Source organism: Staphylococcus sp. M0911, from assembly GCF_003491325.1.
Taxonomy (GTDB): Bacteria; Bacillota; Bacilli; order Staphylococcales; family Staphylococcaceae; genus Staphylococcus; species Staphylococcus warneri_A.
In genome coordinates, this window is the sequence record NZ_CP022881.1 from 1,499,858 (window position 1) to 1,524,139 (window position 24,282).

25 protein-coding genes and 5 pseudogenes are annotated in these 24,282 nt (G+C 30.4%); 6 read left to right on the plus strand and 24 right to left on the minus strand.

The window, feature by feature from the left end:
- Positions 1-3 precede the first annotated feature (3 nt).
- Complete coding sequence (locus tag ssp1_RS07255; RefSeq protein ID WP_107536129.1) at positions 4-1,284, minus strand: homoserine dehydrogenase; 1,281 nt, start codon at positions 1,282-1,284, stop codon at positions 4-6.
- Positions 1,285-1,471: 187 nt separating this feature from the next.
- Between ssp1_RS07255 and ssp1_RS07260 the strand changes: the two genes are divergently transcribed.
- Positions 1,472-2,839 (plus strand): aspartate kinase, encoded by a 1,368-nt coding sequence (locus ssp1_RS07260; RefSeq protein WP_002451290.1) that lies wholly within the window; start codon positions 1,472-1,474, stop codon positions 2,837-2,839.
- A gap of 54 nt (positions 2,840-2,893) precedes the next feature.
- Here the strand turns inward: ssp1_RS07260 and ssp1_RS07265 are convergent, their stop codons facing one another.
- Positions 2,894-3,493, minus strand: a complete 600-nt coding sequence (locus ssp1_RS07265; protein ID WP_075778839.1) for a hypothetical protein — start codon at positions 3,491-3,493, stop codon at positions 2,894-2,896.
- Positions 3,494-3,872: 379 nt separating this feature from the next.
- On the opposite strand from ssp1_RS07265, the gene ssp1_RS07270 reads away from it, so the two are divergent.
- Positions 3,873-4,733 carry a hypothetical protein gene (locus tag ssp1_RS07270; protein WP_075778840.1) on the plus strand — a complete coding sequence of 287 codons (861 nt, stop codon included), beginning with the start codon at positions 3,873-3,875 and terminating at the stop codon, positions 4,731-4,733.
- A 72-nt stretch (positions 4,734-4,805) separates the two neighbouring features.
- Here ssp1_RS07270 and nucI read toward each other — a convergent pair whose 3' ends face one another.
- Positions 4,806-5,336, minus strand: a complete 531-nt coding sequence (gene nucI, locus ssp1_RS07275; RefSeq protein WP_075778841.1) for a thermonuclease NucI — start codon at positions 5,334-5,336, stop codon at positions 4,806-4,808.
- A 133-nt stretch (positions 5,337-5,469) separates the two neighbouring features.
- On the opposite strand from nucI, the gene ssp1_RS07280 reads away from it, so the two are divergent.
- Positions 5,470-5,649: a hypothetical protein gene (locus ssp1_RS07280; protein ID WP_075778842.1), complete on the plus strand. Its 180-nt coding sequence runs from the start codon at positions 5,470-5,472 to the stop codon at positions 5,647-5,649.
- 196 nt (positions 5,650-5,845) lie between these two features.
- A complete protein-coding gene (locus tag ssp1_RS11910; RefSeq protein WP_002451285.1) occupies positions 5,846-6,010 on the plus strand; it encodes a hypothetical protein in 165 nt (54 codons plus the stop codon).
- On the opposite strand, the gene ssp1_RS07285 is transcribed toward ssp1_RS11910, so the two are convergent.
- From ssp1_RS07285 to ssp1_RS07310, 6 genes are all read right to left on the minus strand, one after another.
- Entirely contained in the window at positions 6,011-6,604 is a 594-nt protein-coding gene (locus ssp1_RS07285) for a response regulator transcription factor (protein WP_228077241.1), read from the minus strand.
- A 5-nt stretch (positions 6,605-6,609) separates the two neighbouring features.
- A complete protein-coding gene (locus ssp1_RS07290) occupies positions 6,610-7,455 on the minus strand; it encodes a sensor histidine kinase (RefSeq protein ID WP_119569595.1) in 846 nt (281 codons plus the stop codon).
- A 256-nt stretch (positions 7,456-7,711) separates the two neighbouring features.
- Positions 7,712-8,443 carry an ABC transporter permease gene (locus ssp1_RS07295; protein ID WP_107536127.1) on the minus strand — a complete coding sequence of 244 codons (732 nt, stop codon included), beginning with the start codon at positions 8,441-8,443 and terminating at the stop codon, positions 7,712-7,714.
- On the minus strand, positions 8,443-9,315 hold the full coding sequence (locus tag ssp1_RS07300) for an ABC transporter ATP-binding protein (protein WP_075778846.1): 873 nt from the start codon (positions 9,313-9,315) through the stop codon (positions 8,443-8,445). Before ssp1_RS07300 ends, ssp1_RS07295 begins: the two co-directional genes overlap by 1 nt.
- A 162-nt stretch (positions 9,316-9,477) precedes the next feature.
- A complete protein-coding gene (gene cls / locus ssp1_RS07305; RefSeq protein WP_107533041.1) occupies positions 9,478-10,959 on the minus strand; it encodes a cardiolipin synthase in 1,482 nt (493 codons plus the stop codon).
- A 30-nt stretch (positions 10,960-10,989) separates the two neighbouring features.
- On the minus strand, positions 10,990-11,193 hold the full coding sequence (locus tag ssp1_RS07310; RefSeq protein WP_002451279.1) for a hypothetical protein: 204 nt from the start codon (positions 11,191-11,193) through the stop codon (positions 10,990-10,992).
- 228 nt (positions 11,194-11,421) lie between these two features.
- On the opposite strand from ssp1_RS07310, the gene ssp1_RS07315 reads away from it, so the two are divergent.
- Positions 11,422-12,447 (plus strand): threonine aldolase family protein, encoded by a 1,026-nt coding sequence (locus ssp1_RS07315; RefSeq protein ID WP_075778849.1) that lies wholly within the window; start codon positions 11,422-11,424, stop codon positions 12,445-12,447.
- A gap of 79 nt (positions 12,448-12,526) precedes the next feature.
- Here the strand turns inward: ssp1_RS07315 and ssp1_RS07320 are convergent.
- The 12 genes and pseudogenes from ssp1_RS07320 to hflX all read right to left on the minus strand — a co-directional run.
- Positions 12,527-12,883: pseudogene (locus ssp1_RS07320) on the minus strand (capsid assembly scaffolding protein Gp46 family protein); the annotation flags it as partial.
- A pseudogene (locus tag ssp1_RS07325) lies at positions 12,877-12,996 on the minus strand (hypothetical protein); the annotation flags it as partial. The pseudogenes ssp1_RS07325 and ssp1_RS07320, both read right to left, overlap by 7 nt.
- A 45-nt stretch (positions 12,997-13,041) precedes the next feature.
- Positions 13,042-13,239, minus strand: a complete 198-nt coding sequence (locus tag ssp1_RS07330) for a hypothetical protein (protein ID WP_058709383.1) — start codon at positions 13,237-13,239, stop codon at positions 13,042-13,044.
- 9 nt (positions 13,240-13,248) lie between these two features.
- Positions 13,249-13,881: pseudogene (locus ssp1_RS07335) on the minus strand (polymorphic toxin type 50 domain-containing protein); the annotation flags it as partial.
- Between the two features lie 105 nt (positions 13,882-13,986).
- Positions 13,987-14,184, minus strand: coding sequence for a hypothetical protein (locus ssp1_RS07340; RefSeq protein WP_075778674.1), 198 nt, complete (start codon positions 14,182-14,184; stop codon positions 13,987-13,989).
- Positions 14,184-14,825, minus strand: a pseudogene (locus ssp1_RS07345) (polymorphic toxin type 50 domain-containing protein); the annotation flags it as partial. The pseudogene ssp1_RS07345 and the gene ssp1_RS07340, both read right to left, overlap by 1 nt.
- Before the next feature lie 104 nt (positions 14,826-14,929).
- A complete protein-coding gene (locus ssp1_RS12120) occupies positions 14,930-15,052 on the minus strand; it encodes a hypothetical protein (protein ID WP_002451272.1) in 123 nt (40 codons plus the stop codon).
- A 5-nt stretch (positions 15,053-15,057) separates the two neighbouring features.
- Positions 15,058-16,026 (minus strand): annotated as a pseudogene (locus ssp1_RS07350) (minor capsid protein); the annotation flags it as partial.
- A 674-nt stretch (positions 16,027-16,700) separates the two neighbouring features.
- Positions 16,701-18,041 carry a type I glutamate--ammonia ligase gene (glnA, locus tag ssp1_RS07355; protein ID WP_002451270.1) on the minus strand — a complete coding sequence of 447 codons (1,341 nt, stop codon included), beginning with the start codon at positions 18,039-18,041 and terminating at the stop codon, positions 16,701-16,703.
- Between the two features lie 19 nt (positions 18,042-18,060).
- Positions 18,061-18,426 (minus strand): MerR family transcriptional regulator, encoded by a 366-nt coding sequence (locus ssp1_RS07360; protein ID WP_002451269.1) that lies wholly within the window; start codon positions 18,424-18,426, stop codon positions 18,061-18,063.
- A gap of 380 nt (positions 18,427-18,806) precedes the next feature.
- Positions 18,807-20,045 (minus strand): methionine gamma-lyase family protein, encoded by a 1,239-nt coding sequence (locus tag ssp1_RS07365; RefSeq protein WP_075777965.1) that lies wholly within the window; start codon positions 20,043-20,045, stop codon positions 18,807-18,809.
- A gap of 16 nt (positions 20,046-20,061) precedes the next feature.
- Positions 20,062-21,303, minus strand: coding sequence for a GTPase HflX (gene hflX / locus ssp1_RS07370; protein ID WP_118828165.1), 1,242 nt, complete (start codon positions 21,301-21,303; stop codon positions 20,062-20,064).
- 110 nt (positions 21,304-21,413) lie between these two features.
- Between hflX and ssp1_RS07375 the strand changes: the two genes are divergently transcribed.
- The gene (locus tag ssp1_RS07375) at positions 21,414-21,890 is read left to right on the plus strand and encodes a glutathione peroxidase (protein WP_002451266.1); all 477 of its coding nucleotides are present in this window, start codon (positions 21,414-21,416) and stop codon (positions 21,888-21,890) included.
- Between the two features lie 228 nt (positions 21,891-22,118).
- Here ssp1_RS07375 and hfq read toward each other — a convergent pair whose 3' ends face one another.
- From hfq to ssp1_RS07390, 3 genes are read right to left on the minus strand one after another with little or no spacing between them, the layout of a single operon-like run.
- Positions 22,119-22,355: an RNA chaperone Hfq gene (gene hfq, locus ssp1_RS07380; RefSeq protein ID WP_075777963.1), complete on the minus strand. Its 237-nt coding sequence runs from the start codon at positions 22,353-22,355 to the stop codon at positions 22,119-22,121.
- Positions 22,342-23,307, minus strand: a complete 966-nt coding sequence (gene miaA, locus ssp1_RS07385) for a tRNA (adenosine(37)-N6)-dimethylallyltransferase MiaA (RefSeq protein WP_118828166.1) — start codon at positions 23,305-23,307, stop codon at positions 22,342-22,344. The genes hfq and miaA overlap by 14 nt, the downstream gene beginning before the upstream one ends.
- A gap of 1 nt (position 23,308) precedes the next feature.
- The gene (locus ssp1_RS07390) at positions 23,309-24,244 is read right to left on the minus strand and encodes an alpha/beta hydrolase (protein ID WP_075777961.1); all 936 of its coding nucleotides are present in this window, start codon (positions 24,242-24,244) and stop codon (positions 23,309-23,311) included.
- Positions 24,245-24,282: the final 38 nt, after the last annotated feature.

Consider the following 24,282-nt stretch of genomic DNA (forward strand, 5'->3'; position numbering starts at 1 on the left):
GTATTAAACCCCTTCTACTGGATAAACTTTATTAACATCAAATCCTGCATCATTTAATAATTGTTCAGGTGATTGATCTAATCCTAAAATTACTATTGCATACGTATCTGCGTCACGCTTAGTTACCTTTAATGATTTATGGAATGGTAAATGTGATTTAAGCTCTTTTTCTAACTTTTCTTCAGACTGTGCTTGAGATTTAAGCACTACATAAAAGTTTAACTTTTCTTGAACGAGAACGGCTTCTTCATTATCCATCATTTCTCTTGTCTCTTCAGTTTTCAATTCAAAATGAGGTGGTAGCGTATGTAAATTTGATTCAAAGAATAAAGCAACATTCAGTAAATCACTCACTACAGCACTGCCTGTAGCTAAACTACCTGCACCTTTACCATAAAACATTGTATCTCCTACAGCATCACCAATGACATAAATGGCATTATACTCATTTTCAACTGCCGCAAGTTGATGCTTTTCATCGATCAAAGTAGGTTCTACGGATGCATTAACCTTTCCATTATTATAAGTTCCCTTACCAATCAATTTAATTTTATATCCTAGTGCCTTTGCCGCATTGATATCACTTAATGTCGTATTTCTAATACCTGTCAATTGAACATCATTAAGTTTAATCACTTGGTTAAATGATAGATAAGACGTAATTACTACTTTTCTAGCGGCGTCTACACCATCTACATCGTCTGTTGGATCAGCTTCAGCAAAACCTAGACGCTTAGCTTCCTCAAGTGCATCTTCAAATGTTGTTTGATCTTGAGTCATCTTTGAAAGAATAAAGTTTGATGTTCCATTTAAAATCCCCATAAATTTAGATATATTATTGGCATTCAAACCATTATTAATTGCATTCACAATAGGAATACCACCTGCAACACTAGCTTCAAATTTTAAAGCAACACCGTTAGCTTCTGCCAAATCTTCAAGTAATTTTAAATGTACTGCTAATAAATCTTTATTCGCAGTAATGACATGTTTTTTATTCTTTAAAGCACTACGTAACCAATCAACTGTAGGTTCAATGCCTCCCATAACTTCCACAACAATATCAATAGTGTCATCATTTAAAATTTCATTTACATCTTCAGTTAAGTGATATTGACTAATATTTAATGGACGTTTCTTAGATTTGTCACGAACAAGTATATGTTTGATAACAATATCTTTATTGAGCGTATCTTTAATTTGTTGCCTATTCTCTTCAATAATTTTAACAACGCCTGATCCTACAGTACCTAAGCCAAGTAATGCAATATTTAATTCCTTCATGTTGCTGTACCTCCTTGTTCACTTGAGAAAAACAAATGTATCGTTGAAAAATACTATATGATGGTATAGTATAGAATTATTCTTAATTTTTGTAAAGTTCACAATAATGAAAATATAACTTTATAGTACCACGCTCCACCGAAAAACTAAATAAAATTTTCTGATTTTTTAGAAAGGTTGTTTTATTATGAAAGTAGCTAAATTTGGAGGCAGTTCAGTCTCTAACGCCAAGCAAATTAAAAAAGTATTAAAAATTGTTAATGATGATCCAGAACGTAAGATTATTATCGTTTCTGCTCCAGGAAAACGTTCAAGTGATGATATTAAAACGACTGACTTACTCATTCGTTTATATGAAAAAGTCATCAACAACATTGACTATCAACATAAAAAGCATGAGATTATTCAACGTTATGCAGATATTGTTGAAGAATTAGATATGGACCGTGATATTCTTACTACAATTGATGAAACTTTGGAAAAACATATCCGTGAACTTAAAGATAAACCTGCACGTCTTTATGATGCTATTGTGTCATGCGGCGAAGACTTTAATGCACAACTTATCGCAGCTTACAACAATAGCCAAGGTGTTCCTACTAAATATATTTCACCGAAAGATGCAGGTATTTTAGTCACTGATTTACCTAAACAAGCTCAAATTTTAGATTCTGCCTATGAACAAATATTCAAATTAAATGATTACAAAGAGAAATTAATCATTCCTGGATTCTTTGGCGTTTCCAAACATAATTTTATAGTTACTTTTCCTAGAGGTGGCTCAGATATTACGGGTGCTATTATTGCTCGAGGTGTTAAAGCATCCCTATATGAGAACTTTACAGATGTATCTGGTATATTCAAGGCAAATCCTAACATTATTAAAAATCCTGAAATTATCGAAGAAATAACTTATAGAGAAATGCGTGAACTTTCATACGCTGGTTTTAGTGTATTCCATGATGAGGCGCTACAACCTTTACATAAAGACCGCATCCCTGTTGTTATTAAGAATACAAACCGTCCTGAAGATAAAGGCACATTTATCTTACATGATAGGGAAATCAATTCTAAAAATGTTATAAGTGGTATTAGTTGTGATAAAGATTTTACTGTTATTAATATCAAAAAATACTTGATGAACAGACAAGTTGGTTTCACAAGAAAGATTTTAGGTGTTCTTGAAGATTATAATATTTCATTTGATCATATGCCTTCAGGTATAGATAATATCAGTCTTGTCATGCGCTCTGACCAAATAAGAGATGTAGAAAGTCGTGTACTAAACGATATACAAAGACATTGTGATGTTGATGAATTGAGTATCGATCACGACCTTGCAATTTTAATGATTGTTGGTGAAGGAATGAATAGAGTTATTGGTACTGCCAGTAAAATTACCCATGCACTTGCAGAATCTAATATTAATTTAAAAATGATTAACCAAGGGGCATCTGAAATTTCAATGATGTTTGGTATCAAATTAGAAGACGCAGAAAAAGCTGTAAGAGCAACATATGAATTCTGTTATCATGGTGTTTGCATAAAAGATTAATTAAAAAAGCAACTTTCTAAATAGGACAAAATCTAGTCCTTTAGAAAGTTGCTTTTAAGCTTCTAATATCTTTTTATTATTTAAAATAGCTTCTTTAATTCTTTTTTCACCCACAACAAGTTTAAGAATGAAAAATTGATAGTAACTCAATGAATCAATTACTTTTTTATAATTCGAGAATTGATGATAGTTTTGGTTATCTAATAAATCATACATCAGTACGATTTCCGGTTTAATATAATCCACACCATAATTTAATGAATGGAAATAAATATTATTCTTAGGCAAACGAATTTGGGAATTCAACCTAAATATCCACTCATCATTCACAACATCATATACAAAAATCTCCATAATTTGACGCTCTTCATCATAAACATTTGCATGTGTAATTTCTTTTAATGACATGTTATGACTATCGGAACATTCACCAGCTTTATTAAAAAAGCGAACATTAAAATAATTAGGTATAGCTTTGACAACATCTATTAACTTTTTTCGTTCTACACAAATATCTACTTTTGAAGGTAGCTCAAGGTCATCACTTAAAAATAACTGCATTGCTACAACACCATGAAATTTGAAAGATTGTGATGATGATTGAATTAATGCTTCAACTAAAGTTTGAGTATTTGAATGTTCTTCCATATACATGTACACCACCTTCTTAGTAAACGCTTTCATACCCTATATTATACCTTCTAGCTACATCTTTTTCAATTGATTATTTGTGAACAATTAGTAAAAATTATATTTAATATATTGATAATTTTTTATTATTTTATCTTAATTGGTGGTTACTCCAATGGTTATTTATTAAAAGTGTCTATAACGTTAAAATTTCAAATATTATTCTTAATTTCACTTACAATAGATTGAACATCATTAAATGTAAGTTTATAATCAATATTGAGTTATCAATTGTGTGATTTTGATTATATATATTATTTTCTTTTTCATAAAAATTAATATTTCATATCACTATCATACATATGCATTACTGTTTAAATCTAAATAGATTCGGGTGAAAATTATGTCAACTTTATCGATAATTCTAATAATTATCATCATTGTTTTGATTATCGCATTTTTCTTGAATCAACAGTATTTAAAAAGTAGAGTTGAAACTGAAGAATATGCAAAAAATCAAATCGTAGCCAAAAATTCAGCTTTAAGTGAGGAAAATCTTTCTTTAAAAAATCAAATGCTAAGTACCAACAAAGGCATTAGCCCACATGCATTCAAAAATGCGAAGCGTGATTTACGAGGTATCTTAGATCAATTTGTGGAAAGTGGTCAATTAAATGTATATAACATTATAGCAACGAGTAACCTTGCCACTAAACATCCATTATTTGATTATGTAAGATCATTTGATTTTATTATTGTTACTGATGTCGGTTTAATCAATGTTGATGTTAAACATTGGAACCAAAAAACTTTCTATCATTTTGATGTGCCTGATAAGCATATTAATTTAGACCAACAACCTCTAAATAGAGATAAAATAGTTGGACATTATATTAGTGAACAGTATCATAAACAATTCAATACTACTCGTGAAGGTGTCTATACATTTATTGAAATGCTTCAAGATAATCGAGTGATTTATGAATTTTATGATTATGATCCATACCAACAAGCTGCTAATAACGCTAAAGCATTAAAAGACCAAATCGAGTCACAGTTTAATTTCAAAATTCAAAGTATCGGTGTGGTGTATTTTAATGATGGAACTGTCAATATTATCGAAGGTTCTGAAGAAAGCGACAAATATGTAGACACAGTTTCAACTAAATCATCACTTGAAAAAGTGATTAGCGATGCAGTAAGTTTATCTAAACATCCACTAACTAAAGATCAAGTTGAACAAATTACACAACAATTTAATTAAAATTGATATGATAAAAGGCCAATACATTTATGAAATGATATCCATAAATTGTATAGGCCTATTTATTATATATTAACTCCAAATATTAACTTTGTTTTTCTTAGCTTCATTTTGAGCTTTTTTAAATACATCTCTATACTTCCCGTTTGGCGCAAAGTACTTCTCTCTTGCTAAACCTTTTTCAATTAGTTCTTTATTATACATATGATCTTTATCTAGCCATACATATGCTAATGTTCTACCATATCTATCATTTTTTTCTTTATCATATTCAAGATATACATCTTTATTGGTTAAAGTTTTCTTACTATAGTTTGAAGCTTCTTTACCATATGGTTGAACAGGTGTGTTCGGTTTAACTGTTTCAGGCGTATCAACACCAATTAAACGCACTTTAATTTTTTTGTTGCCCTGTTTTGCTACAAATGTATCACCGTCAACTACCCTATCAATATGGACTTTTTCCTTTCCTTTTAATTCTGTACTAGTATTTTCAGATTTAGATCCACTAAATGGTCCAGTATGATTAATAAATTGAAACAATAATACACAAACAACTATGATTACCAACACGAGTGTTGATAAAGACTTTTTCGATTTCATTGATGTCACCCATTCTTACTTATTTATCCTGACTAATCATAATGAATAATAATCATAGCGTCAATACTAAATAAAAATTTTTAAACAAGCATGACCATGATATAATAATCAATGATAGGAGTGAATTAACAATATGTCTAGTGAGAATAGAGTCACACTTATAGCAGTCATTGTGGCAATTATAATAGGTATTGTAATGCAAGTCGTATTCAAATTCCCAACTATAGTTTCTGCCGTAGTTGCATTATTTTTAGGGATTTTTGTAGGATTTATCGTTTATTTAATTACTAATTTCATGGAAAAAAGAAAATAATAGCAATTAATTTTATAAAATATCAATAATAAACAAAGCGTGCCATTGAAATCAAATTCAATGGCCTTTTTTCATTTCAAAAAAATATTTATTTTGTAACATTTATGTGAATATTAGAGGAATAATTTGTAAAATTTGTGGTATATAAAAATTAATAAAACAATTAATTCAATAAAATTTTTAGGAGGGGGAAATTATGGAAATTATAGATTGCATCATTGATAGCTATGAAATTACTTATAAAGTTAAAACACCCCAAAATCATACATTCGATCATACTTTAAGCATTGAAACACCAACTTATAAAGCAATTGAAATTTTAAAATTACTTTCAGAACATGTTGATAAACAACCAAGCTAATTATATCCACCCATTATTTGTGGCAATTTTCCAAGCATCAAAACGATTTTCTGCTTCAAGTTTATCAATAATAGATGAGGTATAATTACGTATTGTTCCATTTGATAAATATAATTTATCTGCAATATCCTTACTACTTAATCCATTACCGATTTCTCGTAAGACAACTTGTTCTTTGTGCGTTAATGGATTGGTGTACGTAATTAATGATGTCATCAAGCTATCACTATATTCTTTCTTCCCTTTAACTACCTTCTGAATAGTATTTACTAATTCATCTATGGATCGCTCTTTTAAAACATATGCATCTACATCATTTGCTACAGCTTTTTCAAAATATCCTGGTCTTTTAAAAGTTGTAACAACGATAATTTTGGTCTGTAATTTTAACGCTTTAGATTCTGCTAAGACTTCAATACCAGTCATACCTGGCATTTCTATATCTAGAATTGCAATATCAGGTTCATATGTTTTTATTAACTCTAATGCCTCATTACCATTTCCTACATCTGCTATTACCTTCAAATCATCATTTAATTCGATAAGTTGTACCATAGCTTTTCTAAGCATATGTTGATCTTCAGCTATAATCATTGTAATCACATCATTTCACCTCTAGGTACACAGATTGTTAGTTTAGTTCCATTGTGATTTTCAATATTTAGTTCTCCGTTTAAATAATTTACTCTACTCCGAATACTACTCAGCTTTTCTTTATCTTTATTATTCATTCCTATACCGTTATCTTGGATAGTTAACATAATGCAATTTTGATAATCACTTAAATTAATTTTAACTGCAGTTGCATTAGCATGTTTAATAATATTATTTATCGCCTCTTTTAAAATCATGGATACCAAAGCCTGTTTAGCTGGATTTAAAGATGCTACTATTTGTGTGTTAGAAAAAGCAAAATCAATTTGAGCATCTTTTAAAATTGTCGATACTGCTTTAACTTCTTCTTGAAATGAAGGCGTTTGAAGATTTTCTATTATATTTCTCACTTTTTTTAACGTGTCTTTTGATAGTTCATTGATAGATTCTATTTCATCTCTAGCTTTAGCTGGTTGTTGATCAATCAGTTTCATAGCCAGCTCTGATTTTAAGGTTAAACTTGCAAAAACGTGACCTAATGTATCATGCAAATCTTGTCCTATACGTGATCGTTCTTGTTCCGCTATTAGAATATTAATGTATTTATTCTGTTCTGTAAGTTTTTCTTTCATTTTACGCTCTTCTAAAGCATAAATATTCCCTACACACATTAAAAATATGACCACAAAATAAATTGATAAAGGTAATGTTGCATCATTTATAATAATAAACGTGATTCCTAGTGTTACTATCATCGCAATAACAAATGTAATAAAATATTTAGACTTAAATCCTTTTTTCAACATGAAAGGAATAGCAAATGCACTAAAGAAATAAAATAATGCATTCATCGGTTGTTTACATATAACAAAATAATCTAATAATATATAGTGAATCAAAAACATTGTATACAGTGTTTTATCACTCACGTGATTATAGTAAAAAACAATTGTGATATAATCAATTACAAAAATGATTAGAATCAGTAAATATTCCAATTTGGGTCTGTCAATACTGTAATCGATAAGGTTTAATATCGGAAAAATCAAATAAATTAAAGGAGTTATTCTAGTTCCAATTTTTGTCCAAACGGATACATTTGCCATATTAATCCACTGCTTTCTGTTTATTAATCAGTATTGCGATAATTAAAAATATCACGCTATAAAAAAATATTATTCCAAAAGAAGTAAAATCGAGACTATCACCTTTACTTAAACGATAAGCCAAATGTTTAAGATGATAAGTAGGTGTTAATTTAGAAATAGTTTGTAACCAATTAGGAAATGTGTTAGTTGGGAACCATAAACCTCCTAAAATCGCTAATCCTATACCTATTAAGTTAGCAATACTGCTTGCTTTTTGAGTATCGTTAAATTGAGCAATAATTAAACCTAATGTTAACAACAAACTAGCACCTATCCATAATATAACTGCAGATTTTATCCACTTTATCATTTCCATATTTACGTTATTATAAAAATGTGCTACTACAAATATTAATACAATAGCTAATAAAAACTGAAAAGTAGTCTTACTAACTTTAACCAAATAATATGACGTTATATTGAGAGGTGTGGTCATAAGATGCTTAAACCACCCATTTGTTCTTTCTTCAATCATATCAATAGGAAATGAAATCAAACAAAAGTTCATACAACTAAATACTACCATACTATACATATATTCCTTATAAAATATTATTCTTTCAGACTTAGGCAAATCTAATATAGAAGTGAATAAAAGATAAAAAAATAGTGGTAAACATATGGACATGATTAAATATAATCTTTTCCTAAGTAGGACTTTAAATTCGATTGTAAAATAAGACATTAGCATTATATTTCCTCCTCACTGATATGCGACTTATTAAATAGCACTTCTAATAGAGATGATTTATATATTTCAATTTCATTTAAATCAATATTCTGATTCATCATTTCTATTAATATGTCCTTGACTTGTTTTGTTTTAATTTCGAACTTTTGTTCTAATTTTTTGAATATAAAATTAATAGCCAGTTTTTGAACTTCATCTTTATATTTAAGTGGAATATATATGTAGGATGTTTTTTCTAATGACTTTATTTTATTTATATCTCCCTTAATTTTAATATGACCATTTTCTAATAAAGCAATTTGATCTGCCATTCTTTCTACTTCCTCTATATAATGTGTGGTATATAAGATGGTCATACCTTCACTTTTAAATCGATTGATTATTTTCCAAAAATGTTCTCTCGTTTCAATATCCATTGCAGTGGTTGGCTCATCTAATATAAGTAACTTTGGTCTACCAGTAACTGTTAAGGCAAAATCTAAAATTCTTTGTTGTCCACCAGAAAGCTTTGAAGCCCATTGATTTAACAATTGTTCGTCAAAGTTAGTGATATTCATAAAATCCTCTTTAGAAATATGCTCTTGGTATAAACTACAATATAAATTAAATAACTCTTTTACTTTTACTAATTTTGGAAAATGTGTTTTTTGATATAAAACAGCCATATATTTTCTATTAATTAAACTATGTTTATCAATAATTTCACCAAATTCCATTGCTTTATTACCAATAATAATATCGATTAATGTTGATTTTCCTGCCCCATTCTTGCCAATGAGTGCCGTGCAAATCCCATCTTCTATATTTAAGTTAATATTTTCAAGTACATTGACATTGTTAAATTGTTTACTTAAATGATTTATTTTTATCATTTATACCACCTCTTTTTTGAGTTGAATACAGAATATCAAGTTTGTATAACTCAAAATAGTAGCGTTTGTCATTATTTAGATATGACATTTGTCACATACTTTACATAATATACTTATAATAAACAAAAAAACTGCCACCATTAGTGACAGATTTTTTGTTTATTATAAAATTGGTGAAATAAGTTTAGCTAAATCTTCTTTAATTTTAATTGTTAATGAACGATTTCTATAGCCTTCTATTGTTAATTCTTTTGACTTTTTAATATCTTCTTTATAAGCTTGTTTAATTTTTTTAGCCATATCTTTATCATACACAAATGCATTAACCTCAAAGTTTAATTCAAAACTTCTATAGTCCATGTTTGCTGAACCGACTGACACGACCTCATCATCAATTAAACATACTTTAGAATGTAGGAATCCATTTTCATATGTATAAATATGGACACCACTTTCTAATAATTGTGCCGCATTCGCAAATGTTGCCCAATAAACAAATGGATGGTCTGGCTTACAAGGAATCATTAAATGTACCTCAATACCAGTCGCTGCTGCCATTTTCAAAGCATTGATATATGAATTATCTGGAATAAAATAAGGCGTTTGTATATAAATCGACTTTTTCGCTTTCATAATCATTTTAGTATAACCAAATTCAATTTGATGCCAATCTTCTGCTGGACTACTCGCCACAATTTGCATAGGTACATGTCCATCTTGCACATGCTTTTTCGGGAAATATCTATCGTTATATTCGAATTGTGGTCTATGTGCTTGTGAATTCCAGTCCATCATAAATCGAGTTTGTAAACCATCAACTGCATCTCCAGCAATTCTAAAATGCGTATCTCTCCAATAACCTAATTTACCTAAACCAAGATAATCATCACCAACGTTGAAGCCACCTATATAGCCAACTTGTCCATCAATGACTACAATTTTACGGTGATTACGGTTGTTCATTCTAAAATTGATAATAGGTAATTTAGAAGCAAAAAACGCCTCTACTTCTCCGCCTAGTTCATTAAAGTGTTTAAAATTAGCTCTTCCAACTTTTTTAGAACCGACATCGTCATATAATAATTTGACTTCTAAACCTTCTTTCAGTTTTTCCTCTAATGCTTTGATGATACGTTTACCTAAGCCATCCAATTCGAAGCCAAAGTATTCTAAATGAATATAATCTTTAGCATTTCGAATATCTTCTAACATTTGATCATATAATTCATGACCATCTGTAAAAACATCAAGTTGGTTATTTTCAGTAATAAATCCATCTTGATTCATAAGTAACATTCGTACTAGGTCATGGTGTTTCGCTACTAATTCGTTATCAGTACCATAATTGTGTTCATCAAAATCCTTAATCTGTTTATCAATAAGTTCATTAAAGGCATCTAATTCTTTACCATTATTTTTATCCAACTTACGTTTAGACACTGTACGTCCAAAGAATAAATAAAGGATAAAACCAATTAAAGGTAATACAAATAGTACAAATAACCACGCCCATGTAGAACTTGCACTACGTCGGTTTCTCTCCAAAAATATAATAATAAATGCTAAAACAACATTAATTACAAAACCTATTGCAAGTAATATCGTAAAAAGCATACCCAAATCATGAGAAAACTTTAATTCCATAAACATATACTCCTAACGACATATTATCTTTTAATTTGACTCATTTTTGACTAAAGTCACAAAAGCAGTGAAATCTTCCTCAATATTTGGAAACTTTTGTTCTTCAGTCTGTTTAATTGTAACATTTAACAAACGATAATTTGCCCCTTCTTCTGATTTTAAAAATTCATTTAAAGTACTTTCTAATTTTTCTAAACTACTTTCTGTAAAAGTCTTAAATTTAATTTGTTCCATGTTCTAATCCCCTTTTCTTTTTATTGATTAAATGATACGGCTTTTCCAAAAATAATTCAATAAATAGCGAAAGCGACAAAAGTAATTAAATATATTTCGACATTATATTGCTCGGAATATATTTGAAATATATTTAAAATAAGATATAATATATTCATCCATCTTAGTTATCAGAATAATCTAACTAATTAAGGAAAGTAATTCATTGTAATATTGGAGGGAAAGTAAATGTTATCTTTTGAAAATGACTATTTAGAAGGTGCACATGAAAAAGTTTTACAACGTTTAATTGAAACAAATCGAATTCAAGCTCCAGGATATGGATTTGATCAATTTACTGATCAAGCTATCCAACAAATTAAACATAAAATCAAATGTCCTGATGCAACGATTCGTTTTTTAGTAGGAGGTACGCAAACAAATCAAGTCGTGATTAACTCCATGTTAGAAAGCTATGAAGGTGTTATCTCAGCCGAAACTGGTCATGTTGCAGTACATGAAGGCGGCGCAATTGAATATAGTGGACATAAAGTACTGACAATCCCTTCATCAGAAGGAAAAATCACTGCCAACGGTGTTGAAGATTATATTGAAACCTTTAATAGTGATTTTAAACGTGATCATATGGTCTTTCCTGGTATGGTATACATTTCCCATCCTACTGAATACGGTACATTATATTCAAAAAGTGAATTAGAAGCACTATCTAACGTTTGCCGAAAACATAATCTACCCCTTTTTATGGACGGTGCGCGCTTAGGTTATGGTTTGATGAGTGATCAATCAGATATGACTATTGAAGATGTTGCGAATTTCTGTGATATTTTTTATATCGGTGGAACTAAAATCGGTGCATTATGTGGAGAAGCAGTTGTATTTACGAAGCAGAATGAACCCAAACATTTTACGACACGTATTAAACATCATGGTGCCCTATTAGCTAAAGGACGATTAACCGGCATACAATTTCTTGAATTATTTACAGATGATTTATATTTCAAAATTAGCCGCCATGCGATAGAAATGGCCAATAAAATGAAAGAAGGTTTCCTTAAAAAAGGATATCGACTATATTTTGATTCACCCACTAACCAACAATTCTTCATTTTAAGTAACGATAAAATTAATGAATTAAAACAAAAAGTAAAATTTGCCGTTTGGGAAAAATATGATGATCAACATCGAGTTGTAAGATTTGCGACAAGTTGGGCCACAACTGAAGAAAATGTTAATCGATTATTAGAATTGATATAGATAAGTATTTTGAAAGCATCATTCTTTAAGAGATAAGAGAGTGGTGCTTTTATTATATGTTCACGGAAGACATTTTTTAGACTACCTGGTCATCAACATTGTCCACACCAGCTTCTTTAAGCATTAATCGTGTTTCCTCTTTCATTTGATTCAAAGCTTTTTCTGCTTTGAGTTCTTGATTTTCTTTCAGAACTTTTTCAAGTTCATATTGAGTCTTCTGATCACGATTCATCTTGGCTAATTTCTCAGCTTCTTGAACAGCATCTTTAATACGTTCATCTGACTTCTTACGTTCTCTGGTCAAACGGTCTTTAAGTATTTGTGATACTTCTTCTTGAGAAAAAGTTTTCTCAGTTTATTGTGATTGTTCATCACTGTTGTTTAATTCCTCATTGTTCTTAGGTTCTTCAGTAATATTACTTTGATTATTCTCCATGAGATATACCTCCGTTTATAGTCTGTCGACTGATATTCCATACTTGCTTTTAAAATGTCATCAGCACGTTTTGGACAATAAAAATAACCTTCACATTGGAAGGTTAAAAAAATGTATAAAAATAGCACCACTTTCTATATTTTTATGTAGAAAGGATGCTATTGGGTGATTGTTTGTATTTCTTTAATTTCTGATTCATCAAATGAAAATATTCCTAGGTCATTTTCTAAATAGACAACAATATTTCCTGTTTCACTTTCGAATTCATTTTCATAGTCTGTCACAAATCCTTTATATATATCATTATTTAAAAGTGTTATAACAACATCTTTACGATATGTGTCTACAATTCTCAATATTCTCACCTACTTATTAATGTACGGTACTATATGTGCACCTGTTTTTGAATAATGTACTTTTCCTAAACTAGTTGTAATATAGTAATTATTAATATACACTTTTCCAATTATTTGTTTAAAATCAATAATCTCCTTTCTATCAAATCTTTTTCCACTTAATATTAATTCCCCAGTGGTATTTTTTTCTTTTAATAATTTATTTAATAAATCAATAGGTATTTCTGTATAGCTAGGTAATTTATTGTTCTTTAAAATAGCATTTTTCCTATTTTCTTCATATAGCTTATGACCTAACATATGTCTATTTTGTTTTTCAGGATTAATTTCTACTTTTATTTTACCATTACTTATCATTTCAAGCATTTCTTTTTTAGCTTTTTCTTGTAATTTTTCTTTTTCAGATACTTTATTCTCTACTTGATATTTACCTTTACGCTCTTTAAAGAACTTGTCTCGCCAATTCCCTACATGTGGCACTGTGGTACTTCTACACCATGGATGCATAGGTGGCGCATTTACACCTGGAATCATTTCTTTAACTTTAAATACTTTGCCGTTGAGTTAATGACATAGTTTAGATGTTTTCTTATCTATTTTGGCCACATATTTATATTCGCCATCTTCACCTAAATCTTTTAATTGTAATCAGCACGTTTTGGACAATAAAAAATAACCTTCACATTGGAAGGTTAAAATTGGGTATAAAAATAGCACCACTTTCTATTTATTTGTGTAGAAAGGATGCTATTTTGTAATTATTTGAATATCTTCAATTTCAGAGTCATCTATAGAATATATACCCTGTGATGTATCTAAATCCATTACGAAATTTCCAGTATCACTTTCAATAGGGTTTTCAAAATTAATGACATTTCCAATTATATTATTATTATCTTTTAAAATTACATTAACTTTTCGACCATAGGCCTTTGCAATTCTCATTATTCAACCTCCTTTTTAACATATGGAACTACATGTGTCCCTGTTTTTGAATAATGTACTTTTCCAAAAGTTGTATCTAAATATTGGCCATTTACAAATGATTTTCCAATTACAATTTCAAAATCTATTATTTCTTTTTGATTAAACTTATCTTTTAATATTAAAAATTCTCCAGTTCCTACTTTCTCTTTTAATAACTCATTAAGTTTTCGATTGGATATAATTGTATAACTAGGTAACATATAATTACTACTTATTGCTTGTCTTTTACTTTTTATAAATAAGTGATGATTTTTGTTATGTCTATTCTGTTTTTCAGGATTAATTTCTACTTTTATTTTACCATTACTTATCATTTCAAGCATTTCTTTTTTAGCTTTTTCTTGTAATTTTTCTTTTTCAGATGTTTTATTCTCTACTTGATATTTACCTTTACGCTCTTTAAAGAACTTGTCTCGCCAATTCCCTACATGTGGCACTGTGGTACTTCTACACCATGGATGCATAGGTGGCGCATTTACACCTGGAATCATTTATTTAACTTTAAATACTTTTCCGTTGATTGAATGACATAACTTAGACGTTTTCTTATCTATTTTAGCCACATATTGATATTCGCCATCTTCACCTAAATCTTTTAATTGTCATCAGCACGTTTTGGACAATAAAAATAACCTTCACATTGGAAGGTTAAAAAAATGTATAAAAATAGCACCACTTTCTATATTTTTATGTAGAAAGGATGCTATTTTTCTAATTTTTGTTCTTTATTCTTATTTTCTAATTCTATTGCTTTCTTGTATTCTTCATCCAATAATTCTTGTGACTGTTTATTAGTTATTTCACCATCTAACTGTGCAAAATACATTTTAATCACCTAACTTTATATATTATGTTACCACTATTATATAATCTCTTTAGAATCATATCAATATCCTTATGATTGAATTTTTTTATATTCTTATTTTTATTATATTTTTTAATACAATCAATACAAGTTGATTTGCAATATTCTTTTGTCTTAGTTAAGTACTTTGTTTGACCTTTATTTGTAACAATTGTCAGTGTTTTAATAGAATTATTAAATATAAATAAATACAAGTCTGTAAGAGAAAAACTAGACTGCCCAGGATGGTTATGTAACATAATAATTGTATTAGGTTTACTGTTAAATAACAATTCTGTTGCTTTTTCCCCTGGTACAAAAGATACACTATCTTGATCACCATATACTTTTGTAACTTTACCATCTTTTAATAAATAAGCTACTTCATTGCTATCATTGTTTTCTTTGGCGTCTTTAAGCAAGGCTTTATGTTGTTCTTGTATATATTGATTTTCTTCTTTGGTATGTGTTGGAATATCAACGTATCTTACTTTATCAATCGCTTGATCAGTAATATTAATTTTCTTACCTAACACTTTAGCTTGTTTAAGCTCGTTATTTTCTTCTTTTTGTTCTACTTGATACTTACCTTCACGCTCTTTAAAGAACTTGTATCGCCAACTGCCGACATGTGGCACTGTGGTACTTCTACACCAAGGATGCATAGGTGGCGCATTTACACCTGGAATCATTTCTTTAACTTTAAATACTTTGCCGTTGAGTGAATGACATAGTTTAGATGTTTTCTTATCTATTTTGGCCACATATTTATATTCGCCATCTTCACCTAAATCTTTAAGATAAGTTAACTTTTGTGACTCTGCTTGAACGCGCGCTGATTCAGTGACTAACAATCGACTAGCGTTATACGTAGTAGATTGCGTTTGTTTTTTAAATTCAGATACGAATTCATTTGGATAACGGCCACGAATAACGACGTGACTCGTGACACGTTCTAATTTAGTCATTACATGAGAAAAGATTTCGTTTTGTATGATGTCTTTGAGATCTTATCACTTTTTACATTTAAAAAGACGTATCTAATTAGATACGTCTTGGTCTAAATACAGTATTCACTTATGGCAAAATTTAAATTAAACCATTTCCAAATAGTTCAATGTTCAAATAGCTTATTCAAACTAAATTAAATATTTTATTAAAAGTATAATTCCTATTAAGAGAAGTGCACCTTTTAAAAAATCTAATTTCTCTTGTTTTGTCGTTTTCCTTACTGTAATCGTTACTTTCATAATTATTTACCATAACATCAGTAAATATATAACTAATGTCTACCTTTCTTTTTATTTTATATTAATTATTTGATATCTATTATCCATCTATTTTTGCGTTCTTATTTTTAAATTATCATTTCGTTCACTACGACTATAATAGAGTCATACTAACTTTTTTATTTCTTCCCTCAATGATATTTATAATAAAAGTTAATTGTCTTAAGTTCATTAAAAATTCTTTTATTTCATTTTTATCGAGAGAGGTGGACAATAAGTGGACAACAATCTAAACACGATTCTACATAAATTGTATTGTTCACGCCATCATACAAAAAAGAGCTAAAGCAAAATTGCTCTAGCCCTTGATATAACGACATTCCCCAATGTTGTTTAGCGTTTTAGTATTGTTTCATATATTGCTCGCGTTCCCATTCAGAAACTTGAGTTCTGTAATAATCCCATTCAATTGATTTTGAATTGATGAATTGGTTATAGATATGATTACCTAACGCTTTTTTGATTGTTGGATTTTCACGCATTGCTTTTAACGCAGTGTATAAAGTTGATGGTAAATCTTGGATACCAACAGCTTCACGTTCTTCACGATTCATTTCATAGATGTTTTGGTTTACTGGTTTAGGAACTTCTAATTTGTTTTTGATACCGTCTAATCCTGCTTCTAAGATTGCTGCTAATGCCATGTAAGGGTTAGCTGCTGGGTCAACTGAACGTACTTCAATACGAGTAGATAAACCTCTTGATGAAGGTACACGTACTAATGGTGAACGGTTTTTACCACTCCATGCAATATAACATGGCGCTTCGTAACCTGGTACTAAACGTTTATAAGAGTTTACTAATGGGTTACATACTGCAGTGAATCCACGTGCATTTTTAAGAATACCTGCAGTGAATTGGTACGCTGTTTCAGTTAATTCCATGTCGCCATTTGGATCATAGAATGCATTTTCTTTACCTTTAAATAATGATACGTTGAAGTGCATTCCGCTTCCGTTCACACCAAATAATGGTTTTGGCATAAATGTTGCATGCAAGTTATGTTTACGAGCAATTGTTTTAACTACCAATTTGAATGTTTGGATGTTATCACATGCTGTTACTGCATCTGCATATTTAAAGTCAATTTCGTGTTGACCTGGCGCAACCTCATGGTGACTTGCTTCAATATCAAAGCCCATGTCCTCTAATTCAAGAACGATGTCACGACGGCAGTTTTCACCTAAATCCGTAGGTGCTAAGTCGAAGTAACCACCATCATCATTTAATTCTAATGTAGGTTCACCTTTGTCATCTAACTTGAATAAGAAGAATTCTGGTTCAGGCCCTAAGTTGAAGTCTGTGAAACCTAAATCTTCCATTTCTTTTAAGATGCGTTTTAAGTTGGCACGAGGGTCACCTTCGAATGGTGTACCATCTGTTTTGAATACATCACAGATTAAACGTGCAACTTTTCCTTGACCAGCTGTCCATGGGAAGATAACCCAAGTATCTAAGTCAGGGTGTAAGTACATATCTGATTCTTCAATACGTACGAAACCTTCGATGGATGATCCGTCAAACATCATTTCGTTATCTAATACTTTTTCTAATTGACTTACTGGTACTTCAACGTTTTTAATTGTTCCTAAAATATCAGTGAATTGTAATCTTAAATATCTCACATTTTCTTCTTCAGCAAACTTACGAATATCGTCTTTTGTAAAACTACGTTTTGGCATACTTGAAATCCTCCAAATTTTATTTTATAAATCGGGATAAGTCTCCTCGATTTATCGGCAATGTTTCACCGTATGGTTTTTGAGTTGCATCTACAATCATTTTCTTTCTAGTTTCATGTTCGTCTGATGATAAGTGATTCTCTTGTTTATGAATAATTTGTTTAATACCTTTAATGTTAAAGCCTTTTTCAATTAAAGATTTAATTTCTAATAATCTTTCCAAATCATTCAGTGAAAATAATCTCTTATTTCCCTCAGTTCTTTCCGGCTTAACAAGTTCATGTGTCTCATAATAACGAATTTGTCTTGGACTTAATTCTGTTAATTTACTGACTACACTCATGGAGAATACAGCCATGTTTCTTCTAATAGAATCATTAGACATCGCTAACATCTCCTCCACTTTTGAACTTGTACTTAATTTAGCATAGTTTAGCTCAGATTACAAAAATATGTTAGGTTTTCTGACATGATAAGTAAAACCATTGATATGACTGCATTTTAGAAGCATTGAAATACCACCACGTAACAACATTCACAAAATTTCTGAATAAATTTTAAAATTTTCTGATAAAACAAGCTGAAACAGGGTGGGACAACGCTAAAGAAATACTTTTTCTTTAAAAATTAGTATTTCTAATGAATGAGTTTCACTCATGTATTCCTATTTTAAAGTACACATTAGCTGTGGCTAATGCGTAAGAACCACTACATCATCAATGATTAGTGGTTCTTTATGATTTCTGCCCCACTCCCAATATCAAATTAAACAAGTCCTTGTTCTTTTAATTGAGTGACTGCACGTGTAACAGCTAATTTAACATGTTCATATGTTAAACCACCCTGAACATATGCTTCATACGGTTCACGTATAGGGCCATCAGCAGACAATTCAATTGAGGAACCTTGAATGAAAGTACCCGCAGCCATAATAACATCATCTTCATAACCTGGCATATAACTCGGCTCTGGGCTAAAATGTGCATTGATTGGTGATGCATGTTGGATACTTTGGCAAAATGATATCATTTGTTCTTTTGTTTCAAATATCACAGTTTGGATTAGGTCTGTACGTTTAATGTTATACTTAGGTGTTGTAGTCATATTTAATTTTTCAAGTAACAGACTCGTAAATAAAGCCCCCTTTAAACTTTGACTGACGACATGAGGTGCTAAAAAGAATCCTTGATACATTTCTTGTAATGAATTTAAAGATGCGCCTGCTTCTTTACCAATACCTGGTGCAGTTAATCTATAACCACAACGCTCAATTAAATCCTTATTACCAGCGATATAGCCGCCTATTTTAGCTAATCCACCACCAGGATTTTTAATGAGTGAACCTGCAATTATATCAGCGCCAACTTCTGTAGGTTCTTGTTCTTCAACAAATTCTCCATAACAATTATCGACAAAGATAATGACATTCGGATATTGTGCTTTAATTGCCGAAATCGCTTCTTTAATTTCATCAACAGGTATTGAAGGTCGTTGATCATAACCTTTGGAACGTTGGATAGCAACGACTTTAGTTCGATCATTAATTGCATTTAGAACGTTAGGTATATCAATTTTACCCTCTGCTAATGCTACTTCATTATATGAAACACCATGTTCCTTTAAACTCTCAATGCCATTGCCGTTTACTCCGATAACTTCTAATAATGTATCGTATGGACTACCCGTGATATATAATAATTCATCACCGTATTTCAAATTACTTTGTAAAGCCAAGGTAATGGCATGTGTTCCAGAAATAATTTGAGGTCTTACAATGGCATCTTCTGCTTTAAATGTTCTTGCATAAATTTCTTCTAAATGATCACGTCCAAAATCATCATATCCATAGCCAGTTGTTCCTAATAAATCACTTTCTGTAGCTTTAACTGCATGAAACGCATCTAATACCTTTTCTTGATTAATCAAAGCAATGCGTTCAATATCTTTAAAGTACGGTGTCAATGTAGATTCTACATCTTCAATAAGACTTCTCATATCTGTCATCTTGCTAACTTCCTTTTTATATTTTTTTATATCCTTTAATTTCATAAGACTCGTCTTTTTCATTGAAATTGAGTTCACTGACGAGTGTATGTTGTTTTAAGAAATAGAGTCGGTCTGCATCCGAACTCGGTACTGTCTCCTCGTAATACGTTAAACTACGCTTAATTTGATTGATTAATAAATTTTTCACTTTATCCTTATCTGATTCATCTCTACTTGAAACAAATACATAAGGTTGTTCAGAAACTGGTAGTTCCATATTACTTGGACATTGATCCTTTTTATTAAAAATCACTGATTGAGGAATTTGATCCATATCTAGCTGCTTAATAAGTTGATTGACAGTATCATATTGAGAGCGATACTCTGGGTGACTTGCGTCAACCACATGTAAGAGTAAATCTGCTCCTTTAGCTTCTTCTAAAGTTGATTTAAATGCAGCTACTAGCGTTGTAGGTAATTTTTGAATAAATCCAACTGTATCTGAAATGATTAAATTAAATCCTTCATTGATTTGTATTTGGCGTGTTTTAGGATCTAATGTTGCAAACAATTGATTCTGTTCATATGTTGTTTCATTAGTTAACACATTAAACCATGATGATTTACCAGCATTAGTGTATCCTACTAATGCTATTTGAAAGACTTGATTCTGTTCTCGTTTACTTCGGTATCTATCTCTATGCTCAACAACTGTTTGTAATTGATGCTTGATTTCATTCATTCTTGTACGGATATGTCGACGATCCATTTCAAGCTTCGTCTCACCTGGACCACGTGTACCAATGCCACCACCAAGTCTTGATAAACTACGACCATGTCCTTGTAATCGTGGTAATAAATAATCTAATTGTGCTAATTCTACTTGTAGCTTACCTTCTCTACTTTTTGCTCTTAAAGCAAAAATTTCAAGAATTAACTGTGTTCTATCGATAATTTTTATGCCCAAATTGCCATTTAATGTTTTAGATTGAGCTGTCGTTAATTCATCATTAGTCACAACGACATCTATATCATGGAATTCTATAAAAGCTTGAATTTCTTCAATTTTACCTTTACCAACATAGTATTTGTGATCAACTTGTTCACGGTTTTGGGTGATTTGACCTTTAACATTTAATTGGCATGTTTCTGATAGCGCTTCTAATTCTTCCATTGTCGATTCAAAATTAAATTCATTATCGTTTTGAGCATGTACACCGATTAGTACAGCCGTTTCTAATTTTTTCTTTGTATCATGTGTTGATAGCTGTGCCATGATATACATCTCCCTTTTAATTTAGTTCTTAAATATTTTATCATAGTGCCAATATAAAGACTATTCGTCAATATTATGTTAAATTGTAATTAATTCGAAAGGGTGATCTTATGGAAAATATATATGACTTCGTTGTAGAAAAGAATACAGGAGAAACATATAAGTTAGAAGATTATAAAGATTATGTGATGTTAATCGTAAATACTGCAAGTGAATGTGGTTTCACACCACAATTTGAAGGGTTACAAAAGCTTTATGAAAAATATAAAGATCAAAAATTTATTATTTTAGGCTTCCCTTGTAATCAATTTGGTGGTCAAGAACCTGGATCGGGTGAAGAAGCTGCTCAAAATTGTAAATTAAATTACGGTGTAACATTCCCTATCCATCAAAAAATTGATGTTAAAGGAGAACATCAACATCCGTTATTCCGCTTCCTTACTGATGCACAACAAGGGATGTTTAATGAAAAAATCAAGTGGAACTTCACTAAGTTTTTAATTGATCGTGACGGTAATGTAGTTAAACGTTTTTCTCCGCAGAAGAAACCGGCACAATTAGAAAATGAAATTGAAAAACTTCTTTAAAATATCAAACATAAACTTCTCATTTTTTAATATTAAAAAGCTTCATTTAAAGTGATCTGCAATAGCGAATTGATATACGCGAATGCTTACTTTAAATGAAGCTTTTTTGAATTACAATCTTTAATACGATAAAGCACTAATTAGAACCAATAAATCCATTATTTCTCTTCTATGTAACTATTACTACGTTCATTTATGATTTGTGCTTTACTGCACTTCAATTATGTCTTATTCTTCAGATGTTTCTGATGCTGAATCGTTTTCATCATCAATCATGAAAGTGCTGATCGCATGTTTGTAAATCAGATGTTGTTTTCCTTGTGAAACTAAACGAATCACTTGGCTGTCGAAATCTTCAATTGTTCCTTTCATTTGGAAACCATTTAGAAAGAACACAGTGACTTCTGTTTTTTCTGATTTAAAGTTCTCTAGTGCTTGATCTTGGATGTTTTCATTTGCAATCATGTTCAGTACTCCTTTTATTTATTTGGGGTGTAATCTCATCTAACATCATTTGAAGTGACATATTTTCTCTATCTAACCAGTGAACGTTCATTTTATTCTTAAACCAAGTCAATTGACGTTTCGCATACTTTCGCGAATTCTGTTTTAACTTATCAATAGCTGACTGTAAATCCATATTCCCTTTCACAACAGGTATTAATTCCTTATACCCAATTGCTTGCATACTTTGACTTGACTCATAGCCTTGTTCAACTAAGTGTTGCACTTCATTAAATAATCCGTGGCTCAACATAATATCAACACGTTTATTTATTTTTTCATATAATGTTTCACGCGACATTTCAATCCCTACTAATAATGTATCATAATTTTCAGTGAATTGTTGAACTTTCTTGCGATAACTTAAAAGTTTTTTTGTTTTTAAATAATATTCTATCGCTCTCAATACTCTTTTTCTGTTATTAGGGTGTATATTGTCGGCTGATTCAGGATCAAATGAATTAAGATATTCATGTAATTCATTATTATTTAATTTTGCTAATTCATTTAATTTAGATTTAACCTCTTTCATTTTTTCTTCTGAAACGGTTTCATCTTCAAATTGATAATTATAAAGTAAAGATTGAATATATAATCCAGTTCCACCAGCAACAATAGGTGTCTTACCTCTATCTCTAATATCATTGATACACTTTTCTGCTCTTTGTTTGAAATCATAAGCAGAAAATGTGTCCTCAGGATTCAATATATCAATCATATGATGGGTAATACCGTCCATTTCTTCTTTTGTAACTTTAGCAGTACCAATATCCATTTGTTTATATACTTGCATAGAGTCGCCACTAATAATTTCTCCATTACATCGTTTTGCTAATTCTATGCTTAATTCTGTTTTTCCAGACGCCGTTGGTCCTACAATTACAATTAGAAATGGCTTATCTGTATTACTCATCTTATTCACTCACTTTATTTTTCTTTAATATTTGCTTTTTAATCCATTCAAACATATGTTGCCAAGTTGTTAAATAATCATCTTCAAATAATATTTCATGGCGTTTATTTTTATATAATTGCACAGTTATGTGTTTGATTCCTGCTTTTTTATAAATCTTACCTAGTTTTTTAACACCTTTACCATATTCTCCAAAGGGATCATCTTTGCCTGAAATTAATAGTATAGGTAGATTGTGATTCATCTGCTTTAATGATTTAACATTGGCAGTGTCCATCATATATTTAACTGTTTGATAAATCAGTTGGTTAGATACTCTGAATCCACAATATTCATCATCGATAAATTTGTTCACTTCTTCTCTTTTGGTAGATAGCCAGTCACTTTCTGTTTGAGGTTGATCAATTTTTTTAGTAAAGGATTTATTCATTAATTGGTTAACCCATTTAACTCGACGTCTTTTACCTAAAATCATTGTGATTAATTTCAATAGAACCATAGTTGGGATACCTTTCCATTTAGGAAACATACCTGTACCAGTTAATATGAGACCATTTGCAAATTGAGGGTATTGTTTTACAAATAGTCTTGCAATGATTGACCCCATTGAATGACCTAACACAATATAAGGTAGTTCAAAATGGCTATCATAAATGGTTTCTACTATTTCGTATGCATCGTCAACAACCTGTGTCATATCATTAAAGTGGCCTCTTTCATTCTCATCTATATTTTTACCATGACCTCTATGATTGTGTCTAAGTACATCATACCCTTGTAGGTTTAATGCTTTAACTAACTCATCATATCGGTCCATATGTTCAGCCATACCATGAAAAAGATGGACTATACCAATTGTTTCATTATTAGCTTTATCTATTTTCACTTCAATCATTGTTCCATCTTTGACTGTAATGTTGAATTGACTTTGACTCACGCATATACCCCCAAAACTTCTTATCTTCATTCATCATG